We start from the raw sequence: 23,789 nt of genomic DNA on the forward strand, positions 1-23,789 counted from the left end.
AATTGCGCCTATACTATGCGCGCCGCGTTGCCGCCACCCTCCATCGCAGCGCCAATACGCGCCCGCACTTCGCCAGAAATGGCCTTGCGGTCCGGATAATGGAGCGGATCAAATGGCTCCAGAAAATGCAGGGTCGCGGTTATCGGTTTGAGGTAAGACAAAAGTCGCCAGAAATTCTCTGTCACTTTTTCGTCGCCAACCCAAGCCACGCGCGGCGTGTGGCGGCCATAATTGAGATAGACAGGTTGAACGAGCATGCCAGCGGGCGGCGGGACTAAAGCGGCGAACAAAGACGGTTTGAACGGCAAAAGGCCCGATCCATCATGCGTCGTGCCTTCGGGAAAGATGGTCACAGGCTGGTCGCCCGTCATGGCCGCCCGCAAATCATCGATTTGATTGCTGACGCTGGCACGGTTTTCGCGATTGACGAAGATGGTGTTGTTGATCTTGCACAGCCAGCCAATCAGCGGCCAGCCTTCGATGCCGTCATTGGCCACGAAAGTGCAGCCCGTAACGCCAGACATTACCGGAATATCGATCCAGCTATGGTGGTTTGCGGCATAGAACACATTATTGCGTATGCGGGTGCCAGTGGTGGCTGTCGCAATGCCGCTGGTCCAGCTGATTGAGAGCAAAAATAAGCGCGGCCAAGGCGACGGTTTGCGGACTATCCGCCAGACATTGTGTAATAGCAAGCTTGCAGACAGGCTTGCAGCCATCAGCAGCAGTCGTGTCAAAAACAAGAACTGCCCCGTGACAAAAGCCGCCGGGTTGCGTCGTTCAATCCTTGCGGTCGATGGCGACGCCATAAAGCTCCATACGATGGTCGACCAAACGATAGCCCAGCCGTTCCGCAATGATTTTCTGTAATGCCTCAAGCTCAGGGTCGACAAATTCGACGACTTTGCCAGTTTCGACATCAATCAAATGGTCGTGATGCGCCTCGGGCGATGCCTCATACCGCGCGCGACCATCGCCGAAATCATGCCGGTCCAATATGCCAGCCTCTTCAAACAAGCGGACGGTCCGATATACCGTGGCAATCGAGATTTTGGGATCAATCGCCGACGAACGGCGGTAAAGCTCCTCCACATCGGGGTGGTCGGTCGCATCGGAAATGACGCGCGCGATGACCCGCCGTTGATCGGTTATGCGTAAGCCCCGTTGGTTACAGAGCGCCTCAATGTCAATTTTGCTATCCATTGGACAAGACATTTAGTGCCGCGCCATGATTCGTCAAAGAAAAAGGCCGGGAGTGTCCCGGCCTTATATTCTTGCGGATAAGCGAAAAGCTTATCTTACTTTTTTCTTGCGGCCCGAACCCGGCGCGCGTCCAAGGCCAATCGCCTTGGCCAACTCGCGACGCTGCTCGGCATAAGCGGGAGCAACCATCGGATAATCGGCCGGCAATCCCCACTTCGCGCGATAATCATCCGGCGTCATGCCATAATGCGTCATAAGGTGACGCTTGAGCATTTTTAGCTTCTTACCATCGTCCAGACAGACGATGAAATCACGCTTGATTGAATTACGGATAGGAACGGCTGGTTCCAAGGCTGCTTCTACCACAATAGCTGGTTCGGAAATTCCGGACAGTGCCGCGTGTACGTTAGAGATTAAAGTCGATACATCCGACACGGCAACACTGTTGTTGCTAACATGCGCTGCGACAATATCAGCCGTTAGCGTAATTAACAGTTCTGCGACATCGTTACTTTCTTGTGACATTTTACAAAATCCTGACCCATCTATTATGTGTTTTTGAGAATAATTTGTTACATGATTAAAGATATATCGTCAACCAATAGCCAAACATCGACGTTACGTTTATAGTTCCAATAGCAGAGTAATTGCATCGGAACTTATACCGTCGGCATGTTTATAATAATTTTTACGACGCCCAATCGGGGTAAATCCAGATTTAAGATAAAAACCATGCGCATTGTTACCATCGCGAACTTCAAGGAAGATTTTGGTTCGCCCCCCCTGGCGCGCACGTTGGATTGTTTCGGATAACAACAGTTTTCCGATGTTTTGGCCCTGAAGTCGCCGCGCGACGCCAATCATCAACAACTCTTGATGATCAAGAACCCAGCGGTTCATGGCAAAGCCGCAGACCTCTCCAACGTCTTTAGCAAGCAATAACTGGCAATCGGGGAGCACCAAAGTTGATAGACATTGTGCAGCCGTCCATGCTTCGCCAAATCTGGGGTCGAATGCGTCGTTCATGATTGTCATCATGGCCGAAATATCCCCGGCTTCGCCATCAACGACCCGAATCATTTTGGGAGGACTGCGGGCTTTGCGTCTGGCGCTCTGCCGTAGATGGGCGTTGCCGTAAGCGGATGGTCGGCCCGCAAATGCGTCCAATGGCGCGCATCGGGTAGTAGCTCCAGCCAATGGCGATCGGCGCGTTGGAGATCAATGTCGCCTGCCACCACAGTGGCCGTGGCAAGGCTAAGCAGATCTGCCGGTATGACGGAGCGCACAGGCGCACGCGAATGCCCAAGCGCATCAAAAGCCTCAAAGAAATACTCGCCATGGCCGCCAGTCATGACAACGTCTATCGCCGCGGCTTTGGGCAGCTTTGAACGCCCCATCGCCGCCACCAAAGCAAGGCAACCATAACCAGATACATCAATATGCCATGCCAGGCCTAAAGCCTTTGCGGCGGCTACGCCGACACGAATACCTGTAAAACTGCCCGGTCCGACATTGACCATCACCTGGTCCGCTTTGCCGTTGCCGGGCAGTGCAGCGATGAGGGGAAGCAAGCGTTCGGCATGGCCGCGGCCAATGACTTCATGCTCCGCCGCGATAACATGGTCGTCATCGAACAAGGCGACCGAGCACGCCCGTGTCGCTGTATCGATGACCAATGTCCGCATGACTATTTGTTGGCCGCTTGATCAGAGGATGCTGTTGAAGCGGTCAAACGCTGGCCTTGGGCTGCGTTCGAAAGTGCTCGCTTTGTCGCCATAGCCCAAGGTGCAAATGAAGTTTGATTGCACTTTAGTGCCGACAAAAAATGCCTCGTCCACGGCTGCGTTGTTGAATCCCGACATTGGCCCTGTATCAAGTCCAAGTGCGCGCGCCGCGAGCATGAAATATGCTCCCTGCAAGCTGCTGTTGCGGAAGGCGGTTTTTTCTATCAGCTCATCATTGCCGACAAACCAGCTTCGCGCGTCGGTATGCGGGAATAAATCAGGCAGATTTTCGTAGAATTCGAGGTCCATTCCGATAATCGCGGTCACCGGTGCCTGAAGGATTTTCTCGCCGTTGCTTGGTATGCAGAAAGCGGCAAGTTTTTGCTTTGCGTCTTCGCTGCTGCACCAAATGATCCGCGCAGGCAGGCAATTGGCCGATGTCGGACCAAATTTCATCAGGTCCCAAATCTGTTCCAACTGTAAGGGCGACACTGGCGTATCCAGATAGCCATTATAGCTGCGCGCTTCACGAAAAAGCTGATCAAGGGCAACGTCGTTCAAAGCTTTTGACATGATATCTACCTTCGCAATATTTGATTTTTATGCGGCGCGCACTTCAGTCACTTCAGGCACATAATGCTTCAGCAATTGTTCGATCCCGTTTTTCAGCGTGGCGGATGAAGATGGGCACCCGGCACACGCACCCTGCATTTGCAGGAAAACGACGCCTTTCTGGAAACCCCGATAGATGATGTCGCCGCCATCATTGGCGACCGCAGGGCGGACGCGGGTTTCGATCAAATCCTTGATTTGGTCAACGATATCGGCATCGGCAGGGTCATCCAACGGATAGTCTGCTTCACCCGACGGCACCGAGAAGCCAGCGGTAGCTGGTTTGAACAAAGGCATGTTGGCGCTGAAATGGTCCAACAATATGCCAAGCACGTCGGGCTTAAGCTTTGCCCACTCAACGCCGGATGCTGCCGTCACGGAAATAAAGGAATGCCCGAAAAACACGCCTGTCACATCGCCAAGCGCGAAGAGTGCTTCCGCCAAGGGAGAGGCTTCGGCCTCTTCGGGCGAAGCAAAGTCGCGCGTTCCTGTGTCCATGACCGCACGGCCGGGCAGGAATTTGATGGTGGAAGGGTTGGGTGTCAGTTCGGTTTCTATAAGCATATCCCGCATGTGGTGCGCTCGCCGACAAAGTGCAAGCCAGAATGTCTTGACAGCGGCCAAGCCTACGTTGACGGAAAGGGGGGATAAGGAGAGCACAATTGACAGATCAACCTAGCAAAACCGCGTGGATCACAGGGGCATCGTCGGGCATTGGTGAAGCCTTGGCCAAGGCGTTTGTTGCCAGCGGCGGATATGCCATATTGTCAGGTCGCAATGTTGATGAACTGCGGCGCGTTGCAACGGAAACAGACGCAGCGGAACGCTGTTTGATTTTGCCATTCGACAAGGTGGATTATACTAGCTTGGCCAGTAAAGCGGCCGAAGCTATCGCGTTTCAGGGCTATGTCGATGTGCTGGTCAACAATGCGGGCATCTCCCAACGGTCGCTAGCATTGGATACCGATTTTTCGGTTTATCAGCGGATTGTCGATGTCGACCTGCTCGCGCCCATTGCGCTGACTCAGGCCTTGCTATCGCACATGGTCGCGCGCCGCAGTGGGCAGATTGTGATGATCTCCAGCGTGGCGGGCAAGGCGGGAATCCCTATGCGCACGGCGTATTGCGCGGCGAAACATGGCTTGATCGGCTATGCCGACGCGCTGCGCAGCGAAGTGGCGGGGCAGGGTGTAAAAGTCCTTGTTGTCGCGCCCGGTTCCGTCAAAACCAATGTCTCACGCAATGCGCTCAACGCCGATGGCTCCGTGCGCGGCATCAGTGACGCGGCGATCGACAATGGTATTGACCCGGATAAGGTCGCAAGCCGCATTTGGGAGGCTGTGCAGACTGGCAAACGCGAAATTGTTATCGCCGAGGGGATGGAGGCCAACATCCCTATTTTGCGCGCGCAGGACCCGGAAAAGCTGTTTGATATGGTCGAGGCGATGGTTGCGGACGGCTATGCCCGGAAAATATCCGCGCAATAGAGACCCTAAGTTCTGCCCGCGCGCAGGGCGGCGCCTGCGGCAAAGGGGGACAGCGCCGTTATCGCCAATGATGTTGCCGCGAGCAACTGCATCGCGTTACCGGGATCTTCGGCGAGGGTGCCTGCGCCGAAGATGAGTAACGGTATGGTGATGGGCACCAACAATAACCCGCCAAGCGCGCTCGCACCGCTTAGGCCAGCGGTGAGTGCCGCGATCATTACGGACAGGCCAGACAAGGCAGGCAAAGCCAACGCAAGGCCAAGGATCAAAGTGCCCAATTGCGCTTCCGGCAAGCCGATGAGCGCAGAGCCGAATATTGTCGCCAAAAGCAGTGGCAAAGCGAAAGCGACAATTTGCCCTGCGATTTTGGCGGTCGCGACAAGTTCATCGGACCAACCGCGCAGGGCAAGCTGATCCAGCACGCCGGATTGCCGGTCGGGCAAAATCAGCCGTTCAATGGGAAGCAGCGTCGCCAACAGTGCAGCGATCCACAAAATGCCGCCGCCAGTCCGCGCGAGCAATGCCTTATCAGGCCCCGTCACAAAGGGGAATAATGTGGCCACGGCGAGATAAAACACCACGGGAAGCCAAAGACCGCCGCCTGTCCATGCCAAGCGCACCTCACGGGCGACCAGAGCAATAAAGGCCTTCATACGGCAACGCCTTGGCTGTCGAGTATTAAACTATGTGCGACATTGATGGATGGCGGTTGATGCGCGGCGACAAGGACGATCCCGCCCGAAGCCACACGGGCAATAATTGCCTGATCAAGACGCGCGCAGCTTGCACTGTCGAGGCCATTATAGGGCTCATCCATCAACCAAATATCTGCATTGGACGCAAGGACGCGCGCGATGCTGGCACGCTTGCGTTGTCCCGTCGAGAGAAAGCGGACCGGGATATGAACGAGGTTTTGCAAATCCATATCGGTTAAGGCCGCGTGACGTGCGTCGGCGGATGCGCCGTCCAAGTCTGCCCAAAAACGGAGTGCGGCCTCCACTGTCACATTGGCATCCAGCGCCATATTCTCGTCCGCAAGCGCCATGCGACCTTCGGATTCGATCGTCCCCGACATCACCGTCAGCAATCCGGCGACAAGGCGGAGCAAACTGGACTTCCCACATCCATTGGCGCCCCTGATCCAGATGACGTCACCTGGGCGCGCCGCGACCGATAGACCGCGCAGCAATATGCGGTTGCCGCGCATGACCGCGACATTGTCAAGGCTAAGCGATGGCGAGGATGCTTGACGCGAGGACATATCGCGACTTAGGCAGATATTCGTTCAATTGCAAAAGCAGGATTAGGATATGCACGTTTCAAGACTGGATGACGCCGTCCGCGATGCCGCAATGCGGCAACTGCCGCAATGGACGTATGACGCGGATGCCAAGGGTATCCGCCGCAATTTGCGCTTTGCCGACTTTGCCGAGGCATTCGGTTTCATGACTCGCGTCGCGATTTTGGCCGAAAAAGCGGACCATCATCCCGAATGGTTCAACGTATATAACCGCGTCGAAATTTTGCTGACCACCCATGATGCGGATGGCCTGTCGCAACGCGATATTGACCTTGCCGGCAAAATCGACGCGATTACGGCTTAGGCTGCAATCACGGCTTCGTATGCACAATGTCGCCAATTTCGCCCAATAGGCCCAATTGCTTGCGCAAACGGTTCGGAAACCAGCGCGCGAAAAAGGCAAGTTGCTTCGCCAGTTTGTTGACTGGCGTATGCACCTTGTCGCCGTGAATGGCTTCCCACGCCGCAGGGCCAATGATTGAAACGGGGCTGACTTCAACACCCGCTGACTGAAGTCTTTCCTTGCCAGTCATGTTGCTACTGGTGTCGACATTGCCGATGATGTTGGTATCGATGAATCCGGGCATCAGGCTGCGGGCTTTTATGCCATATGGACGCCATTCAATGTCATGCGCCTCGGCAAGCCCACGTACCGCGAATTTGGTGGCGCTATAGACGCTTAAGCCCGCCGACCCGTAAATACCCGCAGCAGAACTGGTGTAGAGCACGCATGCGTCTGGCGTGTTCTTCAGCAGGTCGAAACAGGCCCGCGTGCCGCTGATCACGCCCGTCAGGTTGATCGCGATCATGCGGTCAATATCTTCGTCGGTCATGTCCTGGATCGGGCCGCCAGCGCCTATCCCTGCATTGTTGAACAAAACGGTCATATGGCCGTTGGTGTGCTTGGCAAATTCGGCAACTGCCTTTTTCCATTGCGCGCGGTCGGTGACATCCAACTTGTGCAGCGAATATTGGCCCTTTGATAACAAGGCGGCGGTTTCGTCCAAACCTTTTTCATCAATATCCGCCAGACCTACAAACCAACCCACATTTGCAAAATACCGCGCGACTTCGCGGCCAAGGCCGGACGCGGCGCCTGTAATGAAAATGCTTTTTTGTGCTGCTGACATAATGATGCTTCCTCTCTTACTCACATGGCTGTCAGCGACATCAATTTGCCCAAAACGTCAACTGATTATTGCAAGCGCGGTCATGGGCGGATACATCTTGAATATCTATGGAGCGTCTATGTTTCGCTATTGCGTACTTCTGATTTTCGCCATTTTAAGCCAGTTTCCCGCGTCCGTGCGTGCCGAAGTGGTCGCAACTTTTTACAGCCATGATTTCGGCGAAAATTTTCCGCACGCCTTTGTGAGGTTGAAAGGCAAGGTTGATTCAACGGGCGAGGCGGTTGACACCAATTATGGCTTCACCGCTGTCAACGTATCTCCCGCCATATTGATGGGATCAGTCAAGGGCATCGTCGAAACGAGGCGCGCGCATTATGTCGCAGCTAGCCAGCCGCATTTCTCCGTGCAGTTATCGGATGCCGAGTATATGCGGTTTATGGCCTTCGTTGAAAAATGGCGCAATCTGCCTGGCAAAAGTTACCATTTGGGGCGACGCAATTGCGCGCATTTTGCGATGGAGGCTGCGGCGTTGCTTGGCCTGAGTGTTAACCGACAAAGCCGCTATTTCAAAAAGCCAAAGACGTTTCTGATCGAGGTCATGGGCCTGAACAAAGGCCTTAAGCCCTAAATTGCCTGAAATCCCTTGGCATAGATATGCCATGTGAAAATCGCTGCGGCCCCGCGATGTGGACGCCAGCGTTCGGCGATGACGCGGATTTCTTTTTCCGAGGGCCGCACGTCCAGCTTTAGCAAACGCCCGACGCCCTCTTGCACCGCAAGGTCGCCCGCTGGCCAAATGTCGGTGCGGCCCTCGGCAAACAGCAAATATATCTCTGCTGACCAGCGGCCAATGCCCTTGACCTGCGTAAGATAGGCAATCGCCTCCTCATCATCATCGGGCAGGGCATCGAGCGGCAATGCGCCTGAAATCACAAGCTCCGCCAGGGACCGCGCATAGCCCTGTTTCTGCCGACTAAGGCCGCAGGCCCGCAACGCATCGAAATCCTGCGCCAGCAACTGTTCGGGCGGGCAATCCGCGCCCAGTTGCGCCTCCAGCTTGTTCCAGACCGATGCCGCCGCCGCGACGCTGACCTGTTGTCCGACAATCGTGCGCAGCAAGGTGGTGTATCCCCGCTGACTTATCCGTTCGTCAGGATAGCCTGTGACCATGATGGCCTCAGCAATGCCGGGCTCAATCGCGGCCAGCATATCAAGCGCGGCATGCAGTTTTTTCGTCGGAATGCCCATGCGGCTTATGCGCCGCGGCGGACGGTGGCTGCGTATAAGGCGATGGCTGCGGCGTTGGACACGTTCAGCGACTCCATCTGGGCGCTGATTGGCAATTTCGCCAATTGGTCGCAATGCTCCTCAATATTGTGCCGCATGCCGTCGCCTTCCGCGCCCAGCACCAGTGCATTGCGTCCCGGTGTCAGCGCCTGATCCAGCGTCACCTCTGCATGGCCGGAAAGGCCGATTCGCCAATATCCAGCCTCTGCAATCTCCTCCAGCGCACGCGCCAGATTAACCACCCGCACCCATGGCGTAATTTCCAGCCCGCCCGACGCGGCTTTTGCCAATGCGCCCGATTCGGGAGGCGCGTGCCGGTCTTGCGTCACAACAGCCACCGCATCAAAGGCCGCCGCTGTCCGGAATATCGCGCCGACATTGTGCGGATCGGTGACTTGGTCGAGAATCAGCAACGGCCGGTTATCGTCATTCGGCAACGCAAGTGCATCGGTCAGCCAAACCTCCTCCAGCGGCGCAACCTCAAGCACCAGGCCCTGATGCGGCGCGTCTTTCGGGACGAAACGCGCCAGATCGTTCACTTCGGCATATTGCACCGTCAGGCCATCAGGCACGACAATCTTGCCGATTTCCTCCCGCGTGCCCCACAAATTGATAAAGCGGCGTTCGGGATTGTCGAGCGCGGCATAAACGGCGTGGCGTCCGTAAAATTTGGGATTACCACTGGTAACGGCGGCGCCACGGCGTCGGTGGCTCTTATGTGAAGACATTATATGTACCTGTGCATGAAAAAGAGAAGCTTCTGATGCCCTTTCCCACTTGAGGCATTGACAGGCAAGGGCCGTTTCGCCATTGCGCTGCTTCTTCCGCGGGGCCGGCCCTCATGCAAACACATGATGCCCCGCACGAAGATGTGGACAGGTGGCCGAGTGGTTAAAGGCAGCAGACTGTAAATCTGCCCGGTTTTCCGTACGCTGGTTCGAATCCAGCCCTGTCCACCAATTACTCGTTGCCGAGATTTGTTGCATTCGCTGCGGCCACGAATATGTCTTTTCGCTATCGCTATCTTTCTTCGCTTTTGATCCCGACATATAATTAGCGTCGAACCAATTTGAACTAACTATTTGTTTACGAACAGCTTTCTGGCAAACTTCGTATCTTCGTCCGGCATAGCCGCCCGACTTTGCCGTTGCGGATAGTTAGACTTTGGGCGTATTTCGCGATGCGTCTGTGTTCGACTTAATTCGGGGGTGCAGATGGGTGCAGGCGGCATTATGCTGACGTAGACATGGCAATTTTAGGGAGAAGGCAAAATGTCGGAAATTTATCCTGTTTCGGATGATTGGAAGAAAAAGGCGTTTGTCACGGCAGACGGTTACAACGCTGCTTATGCCCAATCGGTCAGTGATCCGGATAGCTTCTGGCGACAAGAGGCCAAGCGCCTCGACTGGATGACGCCCTTTACCAAAGTGAAGAATATCAGTTTTCACGAAGCTGATTTCGGCATCAAATGGTTTGAGGATGGCGCGTTGAACGTCTCTGCCAACTGCATTGATCGCCATTTGCCCGAACGCAAAGATGACATCGCCATCATTTGGGAAGGCGATGATCCGTCGCAGCAACGGCGGATCACTTTTGGCGAGCTGCATGCCGAAGTATGCCTGATGGCCAACGCCTTGAAGGCTTTAGGCGCACAAAAGGGCGACCGCATCACCATCTATATGCCGATGATTCCCGAAGCCGCGATGGCCATGCTCGCCTGCACGCGCATTGGGGCAATCCATTCTATCGTATTTGGCGGCTTTTCGCCTGAAGCGCTTGCGGGGCGCATTCAGGATTGCGATTCCAATATTGTCATCACAGCCGATGCCGGCATGCGTGGCGGCAAGCTGGTGCCGTTGAAGCAGAATGTGGATGCAGCGCTAACGCATTGCGCGTCGGTCAAGGCGTGCCTTGTGGTGCGCCATGTCGGAAATGACATCGTCATGCAGGGGGTGCGCGATGTCTGGTATCATGATGTCCGCATGGGTGTCCCTAGCGATTGCGCGCCCGAAATCATGGGCGCAGAAGACCCGCTGTTCATATTATACACGTCGGGGTCCACCGGAAAACCAAAGGGCGTGTTGCACACAACCGGCGGGTATCTGGTGTGGGCAGCGATGACGCATCATTATGTGTTCAACTATACGCCGGGCGAAATATATTGGTGTGCCGCCGACATTGGCTGGGTCACGGGCCATAGCTATGTCGTGTATGGCCCGCTCGCCAATGGTGCGACGACCGTTATGTTTGAAGGGGTGCCCAATTATTCTGACCACAGCCGGTTCTGGCAAATTGTTGACCGCCATCAGGTCAATATTTTCTACGGTGCGCCCACGGCCCTGCGATCACTCATGCGTGAAGGCGATGCTTGGGTGAAGAAAACCTCCCGCAGTTCGCTGCGTTTGCTGGGATCGGTCGGGGAGCCAATAAATCCTGAGGCATGGGAATGGTATTATCATGTGGTCGGCGAAGGTCGCTGCCCCATCGTAGACACCTATTGGCAGACCGAAACAGGCGCGACTATGATGACACCTTTACCGGGCGCGCACGCGTTGAAACCGGGCGCAGCGTCAAAGCCGATGTTCGGCGTGCAACCGGTGCTTGTCGACGGCGACGGCACATTGCTGGAAGGCGCGACCGATGGCAATTTGTGTATCGTCGATAGCTGGCCGGGTCAGATGCGGACTGTGTGGGGTGATCATGAACGGTTTTTCCAAACCTATTTCACCACCTATCCCGGTAAATATTTCACTGGCGATGGATGTAGGCGAGATGCGGACGGTGATTATTGGATTACGGGACGGGTTGACGACGTGATCAATGTTTCGGGCCACCGCATGGGCACTGCCGAAGTCGAAAGCGCTCTCGTTGCCCATGCCAAAGTCGCTGAGGCGGCGGTTGTCGGCTTCCCGCACGACATTAAAGGGCAGGGCATTTACGCTTATGTTACGCTCAATGTGAATGAGGTGGAGTCAGCGGACATACGGGCTGACCTCATCAAATGGGTGCGCCATGAAATCGGCCCGATCGCAACGCCAGATGTCATCCATTTTGCGCCGGGTTTACCAAAAACCCGCTCCGGAAAAATCATGCGCCGGATATTACGCAAGATTGCCGAAGGGGATGTGTCAAATTTAGGAGATATCTCGACCCTCGCAGATCCGTCGGTCGTGGACAATCTGGTGCAATCAAGGTCCTCCGCCGCATGACGGGCAACATGCTGATCGCAGAATTGACCCGGGACCACATGCGCCGCGTTCAGCATTTTGACGGACGATACCTCCGCAGCGTGCATGACGGACATTTTATTTAAGAGGATGACCCTGAAGGCTTTGTAGCCTGTATCTTCGAGGGAGCGTGCGCCGCCTAAATTACCCCGGCTTTAGGCTGTTCCGCGTGTGAGCAGCCTGACAGGAACTGGGGCGATGCTAGGCGCTTCGCCTTTGAGCGCGGCGATTAATGCTTCGACTAGCATTTCGCCTGCTTGCACATAATCCTGCTCAATCGTTGTCAGCGGCGGCTGCGCATAAGCGCCCATCGCGATTCCATCAAACCCGATGACGCGCACATCCTTGCCTACGGCAATAGCATGCTCGTCCAGGGCGCGCATGGCACCCAGCGCGATAAAATCATTCGCACAGAACAAGCCGTCGAACGCAATTTTGTCGCGGATGAGGCCCTGGACTGCGGCATAACCTTGGTCTTCACGCACGGCGTTTTCGGGGAGCGGTGGGCAAATGGGCTGCATAGCCTTAGCCGACATGTGCGCCATATAGGTTGTCAGCCGGTCCTGAAACTGGGGCTGCTCGCTATGGGTGGGACCAATATAGGCAATATGTTTACACCCCTGTTGCAACAAATGGTCAATGGCCAGTCGTGCGCCTTGCACATTGTCGCTTTTGATCGAAATCAGGTCTTCTTTGCTGGCGCCCCAGCAGATCATCGGCGTTTTGTGCCGGGCATATTCGCCGAAAAACTGCCAACCTGCGATATTCTGACCGCTGCCAATGACGATGAGGCCATCGGCCTGTCGGCTGCCGGTGTAATTGGCAAAGAAATTTGCTGGGGAATCCTGAAATGAGATGATGAGATTATAGCCGCGTTCCGCAGCTGATGCCGCGATGCAGCCCAATAAAGACAGATAAAAAGGGTTTATACGCGCTCTATTTTCACCCTGCCGACACAGGATGACAAGTGCGATCGAATATGTCTGCTGCGTGCGCAGGCGAAGGGCGTTGTGGTCAACCGAGTAATTGAGTTCGTTTGCGAGCGCGACGATGCGCGCACGCGTGGTTTCATTGACTTTCTTATCCCCGCGCAAGGCACGTGATACCGTGGGCTGCGATACCCCAAGCATGGCCGCAATTTGATGTGCGGTAATTCGTCCCTCTTTACCCATGCAGTGTGTTTAGCACTGGCAAGCGTTCAAGTCACGCAGTGAGGGCCGTTTCGGGCGCAACAAATGCAAGGTTGAGACTTTCTGCAACGGCTTGGCTGGTTACTTTACCCTGATGCACGTTCAAACCCGCCAGCAAGCCGCGTCCGGTTTCTGTGCTGCTGTCCAGCGCCACAACGCCCTTCTGCGCAAGCGCCAGGCCATAAGGCAGGGTCGCGTTGTTCAGCGCTGCCGCGCTGGTCTGTGGGACGGCACCTGGCATATTTGCGACGCAATAATGAATAATGCCATCAACGACATAGGTGGGTTCGGCATGCGTGGTGGGGCGCGATGTTTCAAAGCAACCGCCCTGGTCAATAGCGACATCGACCAAGACCGAACCGGGCTTCATCCGCTTCAGCATTTCGCGGGTCACAAGGCGTGGAGCGCTTGCACCTGGAATAAGCACTGCGCCAATGACGGCGTCGGCAATGCTGATTTCATGGTCGATGGTTTCAAGCGTCGAATACCGTGTGCGTACCCGTCCGTTGAACATCTCATCGAGTTGGCGCAGGCGCGGGATCGAACGGTCAACGATGGTGACCTCCGCGCCAAGGCCAGCGGCCATCCGTGCCGCATGCGTGCCAACAACGCCTCCGCCCAATACCGAGACGCGGCCAGCCGGAACGCCGGGGACGCCGCCGAGCAATATGCCTGCGCCACCTTCGCTGCGGCGCATGGCTTGGCCAGCGGCTTCAATCGCGAGGCGACCGGCAACTTCGCTCATGGGGGCCAATAGCGGCAGAGAGCCGCGATCATCGGTCACGGTTTCATACGCAATGGCGGTGCATCCGCTGGCGATCAGGCCCTTTGCCTGCTCTGGATCGGGTGCAAGATGCAAATAAGTGAAGAGCAATTGGCCGGGACGAAGCTGCACCCATTCGCTTGGCTGCGGCTCCTTGACCTTAACGATCATGTCGCAACGCGCGAAAATTTCCTCTGCTGTTGCGGCGATTTCTGCCCCGGCGGCGCGATATGCGTCGTCATTTGCCATGATGCCCGCGCCAGCGCCTGATTGCACCACCACCTGATGACCAGCGGCCACATATTCGCGCACGGCACCGGGGGTTAGGCCAACGCGATATTCATGAACCTTGATTTCGCTGGGGACGCCAACACGCATGATTTTTGCTCCTCAAAATAAGTTGATAAAGATTAGCATTGTCTTGATGCCGAAACTCCGCAAAGATTCGACTTATCTGGACATTTAGTGCATATATTCGTCGTATTTCTTGTGTTGGATGAAAATAATATGCAACTTGATCGGGCGGACCGTAAATTATTGGGTGCGTTAGTGACAAATGGCCGCGCGACTCAGATGGAACTGGGTGATGCCGCTGGACTGTCGCCAAGCGCGGCGGCGCGTCGGCAAAAAGCGTTGGAAGATGAAGGCATATTGCGCGGCTATCGTGCCGACGTGAACTTACGCAAATTGGGGTTAGGGGCGACGGTGATGGTTACAATCACCCTCGACAGCCAAAGCGAGGAGGCGATGGCTGCGTTTGAGGCGGCGGTTGTCAACAGTCCGTCGACCATCCGATGCCACCTCATGAGCGGGCGGAATGATTATCTGCTGGTCGTGCGTGCCGCATCAATCGAGGATTATGAATTCATCCACCGGCAGGAAATTGCCCGCTTGCCCCGGGTCGCGCGGATCGAAACCGCATTTGCGTTGCGCGAAGTGGTAAACCGAGCCGTTCCTCCGCGTCTTTTTGACACATAACACAGCTATAACATGGCTTAGAAAACGACTGGGTTATGAATTTCGGTGGAACTTGTCCGCAATAATCCTGTTTCAGTGTCAGGAAACGGAGATTTGCCATGGGAAGAACAGTTGGTATCAGCATTGGCGGTTTGATTTTGCTCGTGGTGGTCGTCGCAATTTTATTCTGATCCAGTCCTGCCCCTAGTTCGCTGATATCAGTGTCTTGTCTCAGACGGTGACTGTGACGGTTTTGTCACATCGCTTAAAAAGGACAATGACATTGGCATAAAATTGCTTGCTTGGCGCACGCTTTGATGTTTGTGTGCAGTTGCACAATAAAGCGCTGGCAAAATGAATCTGACCATTGCGTGGGCAAATAGATTTAGCGGGAAGAGAACGGCATCTGCCGATAACGGCGCATGGCGCGGCTATCGGTTTAGTATCAACCGTACCTAAGAAGGGGTAAAATTATGCGTAATTCCATTTTGAAGCTGGCAAGCATGAGCGTCGCCATAAGCGCGATAGCAATGTCGGCACCTGCCTTCGCGCAAGAAGCAGATGAAGAAGCGGCTGGCCCAATCACCCTGACGGGCGGCGTGGCTGTTGTATCTGACTATCGGTTCCGCGGCGTTTCGCTTTCCGATAAGGATTTTGCAGTCCAGCCATATCTGACCGTAAAGCACGAGTCCGGCCTCTACGTCGGTGCTTGGGGCTCCAATCTCTCCGAAAACGCAGGGGACGATGTGGAGGTTGACCTTTACGCCGGTTTTGCCGGTGGCGAAGACATGACATATGACATTGGTGCGACTTACTATCTCTATCCGGGCGTATCGAGCTTCAACTATGTTGAATTCACTGGAAAGCTTGGTTCAACCTTTGGCCCGGCAACCGTCGGTGTGCAATTGAGCTATGTCCCAAGTCAGGATAATACTGGCAATGACGATAACGTCTATTTTGGCACAAACGCTACCATCGCGCTGCCAAATTCGCCCATTTCGATTGTCGGATCAATGGGCATAGAAGATGGCGCGTTCACTGCTGGTAGCGAAAAAGTTGATTGGTCACTTGGGCTGACCGCCGCTGTTTCCGGTTTTACGCTGGGTGCCTCTTATGTAGACACCAACCGTCGGACGATATTTGCTCCCAAGGACAGCTCAGGCGGCGTTGTGTTCTCGGTAAGCTACGGCTTCTGATTCCGCTTTAAGCGTTTCGGCCCTGCAAAAACGCGGGCTGGTATAGAAAAGATACATGCCGGGCTTGACCTTTCAAGTCCGGCATGCGCTTATCTGTATTCCAAAAAACTGGTGAAAAACAATGTCTGTCAATCTTGCGAATTGGATCGCTGAGCACAAAATCGATGAGGTTGAGTGCATCGTCCCCGACATTAACGGCGTGCAGCGCGGCAAGGTTCTGCCTGCGAAGAAGTTCCTGTCATCTGTCCGTGACAAATCGCTGCGCATACCGGGCAGTGTTTTCATCTGCACCATTGATGGCCATTATCCCGAAGACATTGCGGACATTTGGGACAAGGATCCGGACAAAATCTTGATCGCTGATCCCGACACAATCTGCGTCGCGCCGGGCTTCAAATCACCGACTGCTTTCGTGATCGCCGATGTGCTGCATGGCGACGGAAGCGAGGTCGAAATCGCCCCGCGCACGATATTGAAAAAAGTACTCAACATGTATGCCGAGCGCGGGTGGAAGCCGATTATGGCGCCTGAGGTCGAGTTTTACCTTGTGAGCCAAAATGTCGACCCCGACTTTCCATTAGTGCCGCCTACCGGCTCTAGCGGACGCGCAGAAACCGCAAGCCAGCCTTATGGGTTGGAGGCGATGAACGAATATGAGGACATTATCGACCACATCTATGATGATTGTGAGTTGATGGGCCTCGATATCGACACGATGATCCACGAAATGGGTGCAGCGCAGCTTGAGGTCAACTTCATTCATGGCGACCCGTTGAAGCTGGCGGACCAAGTGTTTCTGTTCAAGCGCACCGTCCGCGCAGTTGCCAAACAGCATGGCGTTTATGCCACCTTCATGGCGAACCCGATGGCCGGGCAGCCGGGCAGCGCAATGCATATCCACCAATCGGTGGTTGACGCTGAAACTGGCAGAAACCTCTTCTCCAACGCCAATGGTAAGGACAGTGCGTTGTTCCGCAGTTATATAGCAGGTCTCGTGAAGTTCATGCCGCAGATATCGCCGCTCTGGGCGCCTAATGTGAACAGCTTCCGCCGGATGCGGCCCGATAGCGCCGCGCCCATCAACGTCCAATGGGGCGAGGATAATCGAAGCTGCGGTTTCCGCGTGCCAATTTCGGACAAGGTCAACCGCCGCGTTGAAAACCGCTTGCCGGGCGCAGACTCCAACCCCTATCTCGCGATGGCGGCGTCGTTGGTCTGCGGCTATATTGGTATGGTGGAGCGGATGGTGCCTGCCAAGGCGATCACCGGCAGCGCCTACAACCGCGCCCGCACCTTGCCCCGCACGTTGGAAGCGGCCTTGGACCGGTTCAGCGCCTGCAAGCCCGTGCGCAACCTGCTTGGAGAAGAGTTTTTCGACATCTTCTACGCGGTCAAGGACTATGAATTGTTCAATTACCAGTCCGTGGTCTCGAGCTGGGAACGCGAGCATTTGTTATTGCGGGTGTAACGTGAATCGCGTTTGCACATCACTCTTTCATGGTCATGCTGAACTACTTTCAGCATCCATTTCGCAAAGCCGACCATCGCCCTTTGCGGATAAATGGACCCTGGAACGCCAGTCACCAGAGGTGAAAAAAGCTCTGGGTGACGAATGAAAATGAGCGGGTCGAGTGACCTCAACCAAAGCTATTACGCCGCGACCGCACAAGCTTGGGAAACGCAAGCTGCGTTGGCTTGTGCAGAAGACTGTGATGTAGCCGTTATTGGCGGAGGATTTACTGGCCTCTCCGCCGCGCTGGCCTGTGCCGAAAAAGGACTTTCGGTTATATTGCTTGAGGCCCAGACCATTGGCTTTGGTGCATCAGGCCGCAATGGTGGTCAACTCATCCCTGGCCTGCGCTGGTCGATGCAGGAAATCGACGCAGAGTTTGGCCGCGAACGCGCGCAGGCTATATTCGATTTGGCTTATGGTGCGGTCGACCGGGTCAAGCACCGTATTGCCGAGCACCATATTCAGTGTAATGCAAAAGCGGGGCATTTGGAAGCGGCCTACAGGCCAGCGCATTTCGATGCGATGCAGCGCGATGCCGCATTTTTGGCACAGCATTTTGGTTGGGAGGCGCAGATTGTCCAGCCACAGGATATCGGGCGCCATATCAACGGCGGTGGTTATCACGGCGGTATTTATGACCCCCAAGGCGGGCATTTCCATCCTTTGAATTACGCGCTTGGGCTTGCACAAGCGGCGCAAAAGGCTGGCGTGCGGATATATGAAAATACGGCGGCCCAAACACCTGTCGATACAGGAACACATGTCGAGATACGGTCAGGGGGGGGAACTTTGACCGCTAAGCATGTCATCATGGCAGCCGACACTTGGACGGGTGGTATCGCGCCGGAATTGCGCAGCTACACCGTCCCAATCATGAACTATAATATCGCGACTGCGCCACTGACTGATGCCGACCAGTTGTTCCCCAGCGACGCCGCGGTAGCGGACAGTCGTTTTGTTTTGAATTATTTCCGCCTCTCTGCCGACAAACGCCTTATTTTTGGCGGTGGTGAAAAATATGTGCAGACGCCACCTACTGACATTGGCGCGTTTGTGCGTAAGCACATTGCTGAGGTGTTTCCCTCACTCAGCGATGTTCCCATCGATTATGCCTGGGGCGGTGCCGTTGGCGTTACCATGAACCGGCTGCCGCATATGGGCCGCAAGGGAAATCTGTTTTACGCCCACGGTTTTTCTGGCCATGGCGCGCTGGTCACGACGCTGGCGGGGGAATTGATGGCAGAGGCGGTGGTTGGCACAATGTCACGCTTTGATGTTTTCGCGAACTTACCGCACATTCGCTTTCCCGGCGGGAAATGGCTCGCGCGGCCATTGGCGACGCTTGGGTTGCTCTATTATGCGATGCTAGACCGTTTATGATCGACCGCCAAGCCATAAGCAACATGCGCGAACGCGAAGTCGCGCTCTTCATCGCGGCTAAACCGAAATCCAAGGCGCAGGCAGAAAAGTCGCAGGGCTGGTTCCAAGGCGTTCCGTTTCATTGGATGCTCGATTGGCCCACCCCATTCCCGATCGTCGCTCAGGCGGCTTCTGGCGCGACGCTGACGAGCATTGACGGGCAGGTCTTCGATGATTTCTGCCTTGGCGATACGGCGAGCATGTTTGGCCACTCGCCAGCGCCGCTGGCCAAGGCCATAGCCGAACAAGCAGGCCAAGGTTTAAGCTATATGCTGCCCACCGCGAAGGGCACAGAATTGGGCAATATGCTCGCCGACATGTTCGGCCTGCCGCAGTGGCAAGTGACGACAACAGCGAGCGAAGCCAATCGCGCCGTCATTCGTTGGTGCCGCGCGATGACGGGACGCGACAAGATTTTGGTCTTCAACGGCTGCTATCATGGCGCGGTTGATGATGTTTTCGTTGACTTGCGCGAGGGCCGTGCCGTCAACCGGCCAAGCTTGATAGGGCAAGTGCAGGACTTGCTGCCAACGACTGTTACAATCGAATTTAACGATGTGGACGCGCTGACGACCGCTTTGCGCGGCGGCGATATCGCTTGCGTCTTGGCCGAACCGTTGATGACCAACATCGGTATGGTGCGCGATGCGCCGGGGTTCCTGACAGAATTGCGCCAGCTATGCGATCAAACCGGCACGATTTTGGTGCTGGACGAAACGCATAGCATTTCATCCGGCTATGGCGGACACAGCAACACGCATGGCCCAAAGCCCGACATATTGGTCGTAGGTAAATCCATCGGCGGCGGTGTGCCGTGCGCGGTTTACGGCTTTACGGCGGAAATTGCCGAACGGATGGCGGCGGTGAACGCGTCGCGTCCACCGGGGCATAGCGGTATAGGCACGACCTTATCGGCCAATGCGCTTGCTATTACCGCGATGCACGCGATGTTGGGGCAGGTGATTACGCGAGATGCTTATGCCCATATGCTCTCGATTACCGACAGGCTGGTGGCGCAATTGAACGCGGTGATTGCCGCGCACAGGCTGGATTGGCATGTCAGCCATGTTGGCGCGCGCGTTGAATTGGTCTGTTCGGCCACCCCGCCGCGCAATGGTAGTGAAGCGCGCGCAGTGATGGACCATGAATTGGAAAGCTCGATCCACCTTTATCTCGCCAATCGCGGTATCTTGCTCGCGCCATTCCATAATATGATGCTGGTCAGCCCGGTGACGCAAGCCGCGCAGGTTGACCGCCTCGTGGCAGAGTTGAACAATGCGCTGACTGAGCTATTAGCATTTGAAAATTCGGGCGGACGGAAGTGACATCATGACAATCAAACGCGCAATATCATCAGCGACCATCGCACCGCGTAGCGAGGCAGAGGCGTTTTTTGCGACGCATCCTGATATCGATTCTATCGAGATGATCTACACCGACTTTGGCGGCGTCCCGCGCGGCAAGCGCCTGCGCCAACATGAAGTGTTGTCCGTCTATGAAATCGGCCGCTTTTTCCCTGGCTCCATCGCTGTGGTCGATATCACCGGGCAGGACACGGTCGAAACGGGTCTGGTGTGGGAAGATGGCGATGCCGACCGTTCGATGAAGCCAATTCCCGGCACGTTGGTCCGCACCCCTTGGGCGGGCGACAATGCGGCGCAATTCATGGTCGATTTTTATGAACTGGATGGCCAACCGCACGACCTTGACCCGCGCCATGTCCTTGGCCTTGTCGTCGATCGTTTTGCCGAAATGGGCCTGACGCCCGCTTTGGCGGTGGAGCTTGAGTTTTACTTGCTGGATCCAAAGCGTGCACGCGATGGGTCTATCCGTCCCGCGCGACCAGAATATAGTGGTGAAACCCCGCAGATGGTCGAAGTCTATGGCCTGCGCGAGCTCGACGATTTCCGTCCCTTTTTCGACGAATTATACGAAACCTGCGATATTCAGGGGCTTCCGTTGGAGTCTGCCATATCCGAATTTGCGCCGGGCCAGTGCGAGTTGACCTTGCGCTACAAGCCCGATGTGCTGCGCGCCTGTGACGATGCGATCATGTACAAACGCGTCGTGAAGGCGGTGGCGCAGGCGCACGGGCTTGAGGCGACGTTCATGGCAAAGCCATTTGCCGAACAGGCAGGATCCGGCATGCATATTCACGTGTCGATGAACGACAAAGACGGCAATAACCTCTTCGCCGCTGACGATCCCGAAGGCACGCTTATGTTACGCCATGCCATAGGCGGGATGATCGCCAGCGTTGGCGATTGCTTCGCGCTTTTTGCGCCGCATGCGAATAGCTACCGCCGGTTTAAAGCAAACAGCTACGCACCGGTTGCCCCCACTTGGGGCGTCAATAATCGCACTGTATCCTTCCGTGTTCCGGCCGGTCCGCCATCAAGCCGCCATGTCGAACATCGCGCCTGCGGGGCCGACGCCAACCCATATCTTGCGGTGGCTGGCGTATTGTCGGGTATGCATCATGGTATCATAAACCAGATTGACCCCGGCCCAGCGGTTGTGGGCAATGGCTATGACCGTGACGGGTCAGGCGATGACAAGCCGCCAAGCAATTGGTTTGCCGCAGTCGACCGGTTCCACGGCTCCAAATTGCTGCGGGAGTATCTGGGCGACCGCTTTGTTGACATGTTCACCATCGTAAAGCGCGTGGAGCAGGACCGCTATTTCGGACAAGTGCCCAGCATTGATTATGACTGGTATTTGCGCAACGCGTAGGTTCAGGATCACTTAAATCCATTTTGACGCCTCGAAGGCGAATTTAAGCGTCCCTGACTCTAAGCTTTTCCGTTGAAGCAATGCAGGCGCAATGCTAGCGGCACGAAGGGATCGCTTGTCGATTCCGACCACAAGGAATAGCATGTCTGTAGATAAAGATACCGTGAACAAAATCGCACGGCTTTCGCGTATCGCGATTAGCGATGCTGAGGCTGACAAGATGGTCGGCGAGCTCAATGGCATTTTGGCCTGGGTGGAGCAATTGGGAGAGGTCGACGTCACCGGCGTTGAGCCGATGACGGCGGTCATCCCCAATAAGCTGCGCCTGCGCGATGACGTTGTGACCGATGGCGACGTGCGCGACAAAGTGCTCGCCAATGCACCAGCCAAGGAAGGCAGCTTCTTTGGCGTACCGAAGGTGATTGAATGATGGAACGCCACTTGACTTCCTACCCTTCCGTCACCCTGAACTTGTTTCAGGGTCTATCCATCCTTTCAAGCTCTGGTCGTGCTGCACGATGGATGCTGAAACAAGTTCAGCATGACGGAGTGGTCGAATGAGTGAGCTTACAAAACTCGGGGTAGCTGCGATCCGCTCAGGCGTCGCCGCTGGTGATTTCTCGGCTGTTGAAGTCGCTACTGCTTTCAACGCAAACGTCGCTAAGGCAAAAGCGCTCAACGCTTTCATCGTGGAAACACCGGAAAAGGCGATAGAGGCGGCGCAGGCCGTCGATGCCGACCGTGCTGCTGGCAAGCCGCTGGGTAAAATGGCGGGCGTGCCGATTGGCATGAAGGATTTGTTCTGCACGCAAGGCGTGCAGACAACCGCCGCAAGCCACATATTGGAAGGCTTTGTGCCGACCTATGAATCGACCGTCTCTGCGAATCTTTGGAAGGCTGGGGCAGGGATGCTCGGTAAGCTGAACATGGACCAGTTCGCGATGGGTTCGTCGAATGAGACCAGTTACTTCGGCAATGTCATCTCGCCGTGGCGTCGCAATGACGGCAGCAATACCGCATTAGCGGCCGGTGGATCGTCTGGCGGTTCGTCCTCGGCCATCGCCGCGCGTTTATGCCCTGCGGCGACGGGGACCGATACCGGCGGCTCGATTCGTCAGCCTGCGGCCTTTGTGGGCATTAGCGGTATCAAGCCAACCTATGGCCGTTGTTCGCGCTGGGGCGTTGTCGCCTTTGCAAGCTCCTTGGACCAAGCTGGACCCATGGCGCGCGACGTGCGCGATTGCGCGATCATGTTGGAGGCGATGGCGGGTTTTGACCCTAAGGATTCGACTTCGCTCGATTTGCCCGTGCCTAATTGGGAGGCTGGCCTGAACAGCGACTTGAAGGGCAAGCGCATTGGCATCCCCAAGGAATATCGCCTCGACGGTATTGACGAAGATATCGCCAGTATGTGGGACAATGGCATCGCTTGGTTGAAGGATGCGGGCGCGGAAATCGTCGATATCAGCCTGCCGCACACCAAATATGCGCTGCCAGCTTATTATATCATCGCCCCTGCAGAAGCGTCATCGAACCTTGCGCGCTATGACGGTGTGCGCTTCGGTCTGCGCGACTTGCCGGAGGGTGCTGGCTTGCAAGACATGTATGCCGCGACCCGCGCCGCTGGCTTTGGCGAAGAAGTCCGCCGCCGTATCATGATCGGCACTTATGTGTTGAGCGCCGGTTTCTTCGACGCTTATTACACACAAGCGCAAAAGGTCCGCGCCTTGATCGCGCGCGATTTTGAAAATGCTTGGGCAAGCTGTGACCTCATCCTCGCGCCAACCGCACCAAGCGCTGCGTTTGGGCTGGGCGAGAAAAACGCCGACCCGCTGTCCATGTATCTGAACGACGTGTTTGCGGTCCCCGCCTCGCTGGCTGGTTTACCAGCCATGTCGGTTCCCGGTGGTCTAAGCAAAGAAGGCCTGCCCTTGGGGCTTCAGATTATAGGTAAGGCGCTTGATGAACAGGCGGTGCTGAACGCTGGCCTCGCGATTGAGCAGCGATCCGGCTTTACGGCGGAAGCGGAGCAGTGGTGGTGAGCAGCG

The 23,789-nt window shown here is 55.7% G+C and carries 26 protein-coding genes and 1 tRNA gene; 13 read left to right on the forward strand and 14 right to left on the reverse strand.

What is annotated here, in order from left to right:
- Positions 1-8: 8 nt before the first annotated feature.
- From HEQ18_RS02595 to HEQ18_RS02625, 7 genes are all read right to left on the reverse strand, one after another.
- Positions 9-809, reverse strand: coding sequence for a lysophospholipid acyltransferase family protein (locus HEQ18_RS02595; protein ID WP_432815404.1), 801 nt, complete (start codon positions 807-809; stop codon positions 9-11).
- Complete coding sequence (locus HEQ18_RS02600; protein WP_296200900.1) at positions 781-1,203, reverse strand: Fur family transcriptional regulator; 423 nt, start codon at positions 1,201-1,203, stop codon at positions 781-783. The genes HEQ18_RS02595 and HEQ18_RS02600 overlap by 29 nt, the downstream gene beginning before the upstream one ends.
- A 90-nt stretch (positions 1,204-1,293) precedes the next feature.
- Positions 1,294-1,728, reverse strand: a complete 435-nt coding sequence (locus tag HEQ18_RS02605) for a MucR family transcriptional regulator (protein ID WP_296200903.1) — start codon at positions 1,726-1,728, stop codon at positions 1,294-1,296.
- A 99-nt stretch (positions 1,729-1,827) separates the two neighbouring features.
- Positions 1,828-2,229 carry a GNAT family N-acetyltransferase gene (locus HEQ18_RS02610; protein ID WP_432815405.1) on the reverse strand — a complete coding sequence of 134 codons (402 nt, stop codon included), beginning with the start codon at positions 2,227-2,229 and terminating at the stop codon, positions 1,828-1,830.
- A 50-nt stretch (positions 2,230-2,279) separates the two neighbouring features.
- Positions 2,280-2,888, reverse strand: coding sequence for a tRNA (adenosine(37)-N6)-threonylcarbamoyltransferase complex dimerization subunit type 1 TsaB (gene tsaB, locus HEQ18_RS02615; protein WP_432815406.1), 609 nt, complete (start codon positions 2,886-2,888; stop codon positions 2,280-2,282).
- A gap of 21 nt (positions 2,889-2,909) precedes the next feature.
- Entirely contained in the window at positions 2,910-3,500 is a 591-nt protein-coding gene (locus HEQ18_RS02620; RefSeq protein WP_432815407.1) for a malonic semialdehyde reductase, read from the reverse strand.
- Between the two features lie 27 nt (positions 3,501-3,527).
- The gene (locus HEQ18_RS02625) at positions 3,528-4,103 is read right to left on the reverse strand and encodes a NifU family protein (RefSeq protein ID WP_432815944.1); all 576 of its coding nucleotides are present in this window, start codon (positions 4,101-4,103) and stop codon (positions 3,528-3,530) included.
- A gap of 98 nt (positions 4,104-4,201) precedes the next feature.
- On the opposite strand from HEQ18_RS02625, the gene HEQ18_RS02630 reads away from it, so the two are divergent.
- Complete coding sequence (locus tag HEQ18_RS02630) at positions 4,202-5,026, forward strand: SDR family NAD(P)-dependent oxidoreductase (protein WP_432815408.1); 825 nt, start codon at positions 4,202-4,204, stop codon at positions 5,024-5,026.
- Between the two features lie 5 nt (positions 5,027-5,031).
- Here HEQ18_RS02630 and HEQ18_RS02635 read toward each other — a convergent pair whose 3' ends face one another.
- Complete coding sequence (locus HEQ18_RS02635; protein WP_432815409.1) at positions 5,032-5,679, reverse strand: heme exporter protein CcmB; 648 nt, start codon at positions 5,677-5,679, stop codon at positions 5,032-5,034.
- Complete coding sequence (gene ccmA, locus HEQ18_RS02640) at positions 5,676-6,287, reverse strand: heme ABC exporter ATP-binding protein CcmA (RefSeq protein WP_432815410.1); 612 nt, start codon at positions 6,285-6,287, stop codon at positions 5,676-5,678. The genes HEQ18_RS02635 and ccmA overlap by 4 nt, the downstream gene beginning before the upstream one ends.
- A 49-nt stretch (positions 6,288-6,336) precedes the next feature.
- On the opposite strand from ccmA, the gene HEQ18_RS02645 reads away from it, so the two are divergent.
- Positions 6,337-6,630, forward strand: coding sequence for a 4a-hydroxytetrahydrobiopterin dehydratase (locus HEQ18_RS02645; RefSeq protein WP_432815411.1), 294 nt, complete (start codon positions 6,337-6,339; stop codon positions 6,628-6,630).
- Positions 6,631-6,637: 7 nt separating this feature from the next.
- Here HEQ18_RS02645 and HEQ18_RS02650 read toward each other — a convergent pair whose 3' ends face one another.
- Positions 6,638-7,456, reverse strand: a complete 819-nt coding sequence (locus HEQ18_RS02650; RefSeq protein ID WP_432815412.1) for an SDR family oxidoreductase — start codon at positions 7,454-7,456, stop codon at positions 6,638-6,640.
- 118 nt (positions 7,457-7,574) lie between these two features.
- On the opposite strand from HEQ18_RS02650, the gene HEQ18_RS02655 reads away from it, so the two are divergent.
- On the forward strand, positions 7,575-8,084 hold the full coding sequence (locus tag HEQ18_RS02655; RefSeq protein ID WP_432815413.1) for a hypothetical protein: 510 nt from the start codon (positions 7,575-7,577) through the stop codon (positions 8,082-8,084).
- Here the strand turns inward: HEQ18_RS02655 and HEQ18_RS02660 are convergent.
- Both HEQ18_RS02660 and rlmB read right to left on the reverse strand, forming a co-directional pair.
- Positions 8,081-8,704 carry a DNA-3-methyladenine glycosylase family protein gene (locus HEQ18_RS02660; protein ID WP_432815414.1) on the reverse strand — a complete coding sequence of 208 codons (624 nt, stop codon included), beginning with the start codon at positions 8,702-8,704 and terminating at the stop codon, positions 8,081-8,083. The genes HEQ18_RS02655 and HEQ18_RS02660 overlap by 4 nt on opposite strands.
- A gap of 5 nt (positions 8,705-8,709) precedes the next feature.
- Positions 8,710-9,471, reverse strand: a complete 762-nt coding sequence (rlmB, locus tag HEQ18_RS02665) for a 23S rRNA (guanosine(2251)-2'-O)-methyltransferase RlmB (protein WP_432815415.1) — start codon at positions 9,469-9,471, stop codon at positions 8,710-8,712.
- 145 nt (positions 9,472-9,616) lie between these two features.
- On the opposite strand from rlmB, the gene HEQ18_RS02670 reads away from it, so the two are divergent.
- Together HEQ18_RS02670 and acs are read left to right on the forward strand one after the other, a co-directional pair.
- Positions 9,617-9,702, forward strand: a tRNA-Tyr gene (locus tag HEQ18_RS02670).
- A gap of 312 nt (positions 9,703-10,014) precedes the next feature.
- The gene (acs, locus tag HEQ18_RS02675) at positions 10,015-11,952 is read left to right on the forward strand and encodes an acetate--CoA ligase (RefSeq protein ID WP_432815416.1); all 1,938 of its coding nucleotides are present in this window, start codon (positions 10,015-10,017) and stop codon (positions 11,950-11,952) included.
- A 173-nt stretch (positions 11,953-12,125) separates the two neighbouring features.
- Here the strand turns inward: acs and HEQ18_RS02680 are convergent, their stop codons facing one another.
- Both HEQ18_RS02680 and ald read right to left on the reverse strand, forming a co-directional pair.
- Positions 12,126-13,142: a LacI family DNA-binding transcriptional regulator gene (locus HEQ18_RS02680; protein ID WP_397604858.1), complete on the reverse strand. Its 1,017-nt coding sequence runs from the start codon at positions 13,140-13,142 to the stop codon at positions 12,126-12,128.
- 31 nt (positions 13,143-13,173) lie between these two features.
- The gene (gene ald / locus HEQ18_RS02685; protein WP_432815417.1) at positions 13,174-14,301 is read right to left on the reverse strand and encodes an alanine dehydrogenase; all 1,128 of its coding nucleotides are present in this window, start codon (positions 14,299-14,301) and stop codon (positions 13,174-13,176) included.
- 87 nt (positions 14,302-14,388) lie between these two features.
- Here ald and HEQ18_RS02690 point away from each other — a divergent pair, with 87 nt between their 5' ends.
- The 8 genes from HEQ18_RS02690 to gatA all read left to right on the forward strand — a co-directional run bounded on the left by HEQ18_RS02690 (position 14,389) and on the right by gatA (position 23,783).
- Positions 14,389-14,901 carry an Lrp/AsnC family transcriptional regulator gene (locus tag HEQ18_RS02690; RefSeq protein WP_432815418.1) on the forward strand — a complete coding sequence of 171 codons (513 nt, stop codon included), beginning with the start codon at positions 14,389-14,391 and terminating at the stop codon, positions 14,899-14,901.
- A 452-nt stretch (positions 14,902-15,353) separates the two neighbouring features.
- Positions 15,354-16,076, forward strand: a complete 723-nt coding sequence (locus tag HEQ18_RS02695; RefSeq protein ID WP_432815419.1) for a TorF family putative porin — start codon at positions 15,354-15,356, stop codon at positions 16,074-16,076.
- A 121-nt stretch (positions 16,077-16,197) separates the two neighbouring features.
- The gene (locus HEQ18_RS02700) at positions 16,198-17,544 is read left to right on the forward strand and encodes a glutamine synthetase family protein (protein ID WP_397604855.1); all 1,347 of its coding nucleotides are present in this window, start codon (positions 16,198-16,200) and stop codon (positions 17,542-17,544) included.
- A gap of 150 nt (positions 17,545-17,694) precedes the next feature.
- Positions 17,695-18,969 carry an NAD(P)/FAD-dependent oxidoreductase gene (locus HEQ18_RS02705; RefSeq protein ID WP_432815420.1) on the forward strand — a complete coding sequence of 425 codons (1,275 nt, stop codon included), beginning with the start codon at positions 17,695-17,697 and terminating at the stop codon, positions 18,967-18,969.
- Positions 18,966-20,333: an aspartate aminotransferase family protein gene (locus HEQ18_RS02710; RefSeq protein WP_432815421.1), complete on the forward strand. Its 1,368-nt coding sequence runs from the start codon at positions 18,966-18,968 to the stop codon at positions 20,331-20,333. Before HEQ18_RS02705 ends, HEQ18_RS02710 begins: the two co-directional genes overlap by 4 nt.
- A gap of 4 nt (positions 20,334-20,337) precedes the next feature.
- The gene (locus tag HEQ18_RS02715) at positions 20,338-21,741 is read left to right on the forward strand and encodes a glutamine synthetase family protein (RefSeq protein ID WP_432815422.1); all 1,404 of its coding nucleotides are present in this window, start codon (positions 20,338-20,340) and stop codon (positions 21,739-21,741) included.
- Between the two features lie 142 nt (positions 21,742-21,883).
- On the forward strand, positions 21,884-22,171 hold the full coding sequence (gatC, locus tag HEQ18_RS02720) for an Asp-tRNA(Asn)/Glu-tRNA(Gln) amidotransferase subunit GatC (RefSeq protein ID WP_295492228.1): 288 nt from the start codon (positions 21,884-21,886) through the stop codon (positions 22,169-22,171).
- Between the two features lie 127 nt (positions 22,172-22,298).
- Positions 22,299-23,783, forward strand: a complete 1,485-nt coding sequence (gene gatA / locus HEQ18_RS02725; protein ID WP_432815423.1) for an Asp-tRNA(Asn)/Glu-tRNA(Gln) amidotransferase subunit GatA — start codon at positions 22,299-22,301, stop codon at positions 23,781-23,783.
- Positions 23,784-23,789 lie beyond the last annotated feature (6 nt).

Origin of the sequence: Sphingorhabdus sp., from assembly GCF_050921905.1 — a bacterium.
Taxonomy (GTDB): Bacteria; Pseudomonadota; Alphaproteobacteria; order Sphingomonadales; family Sphingomonadaceae; genus Sphingorhabdus_B.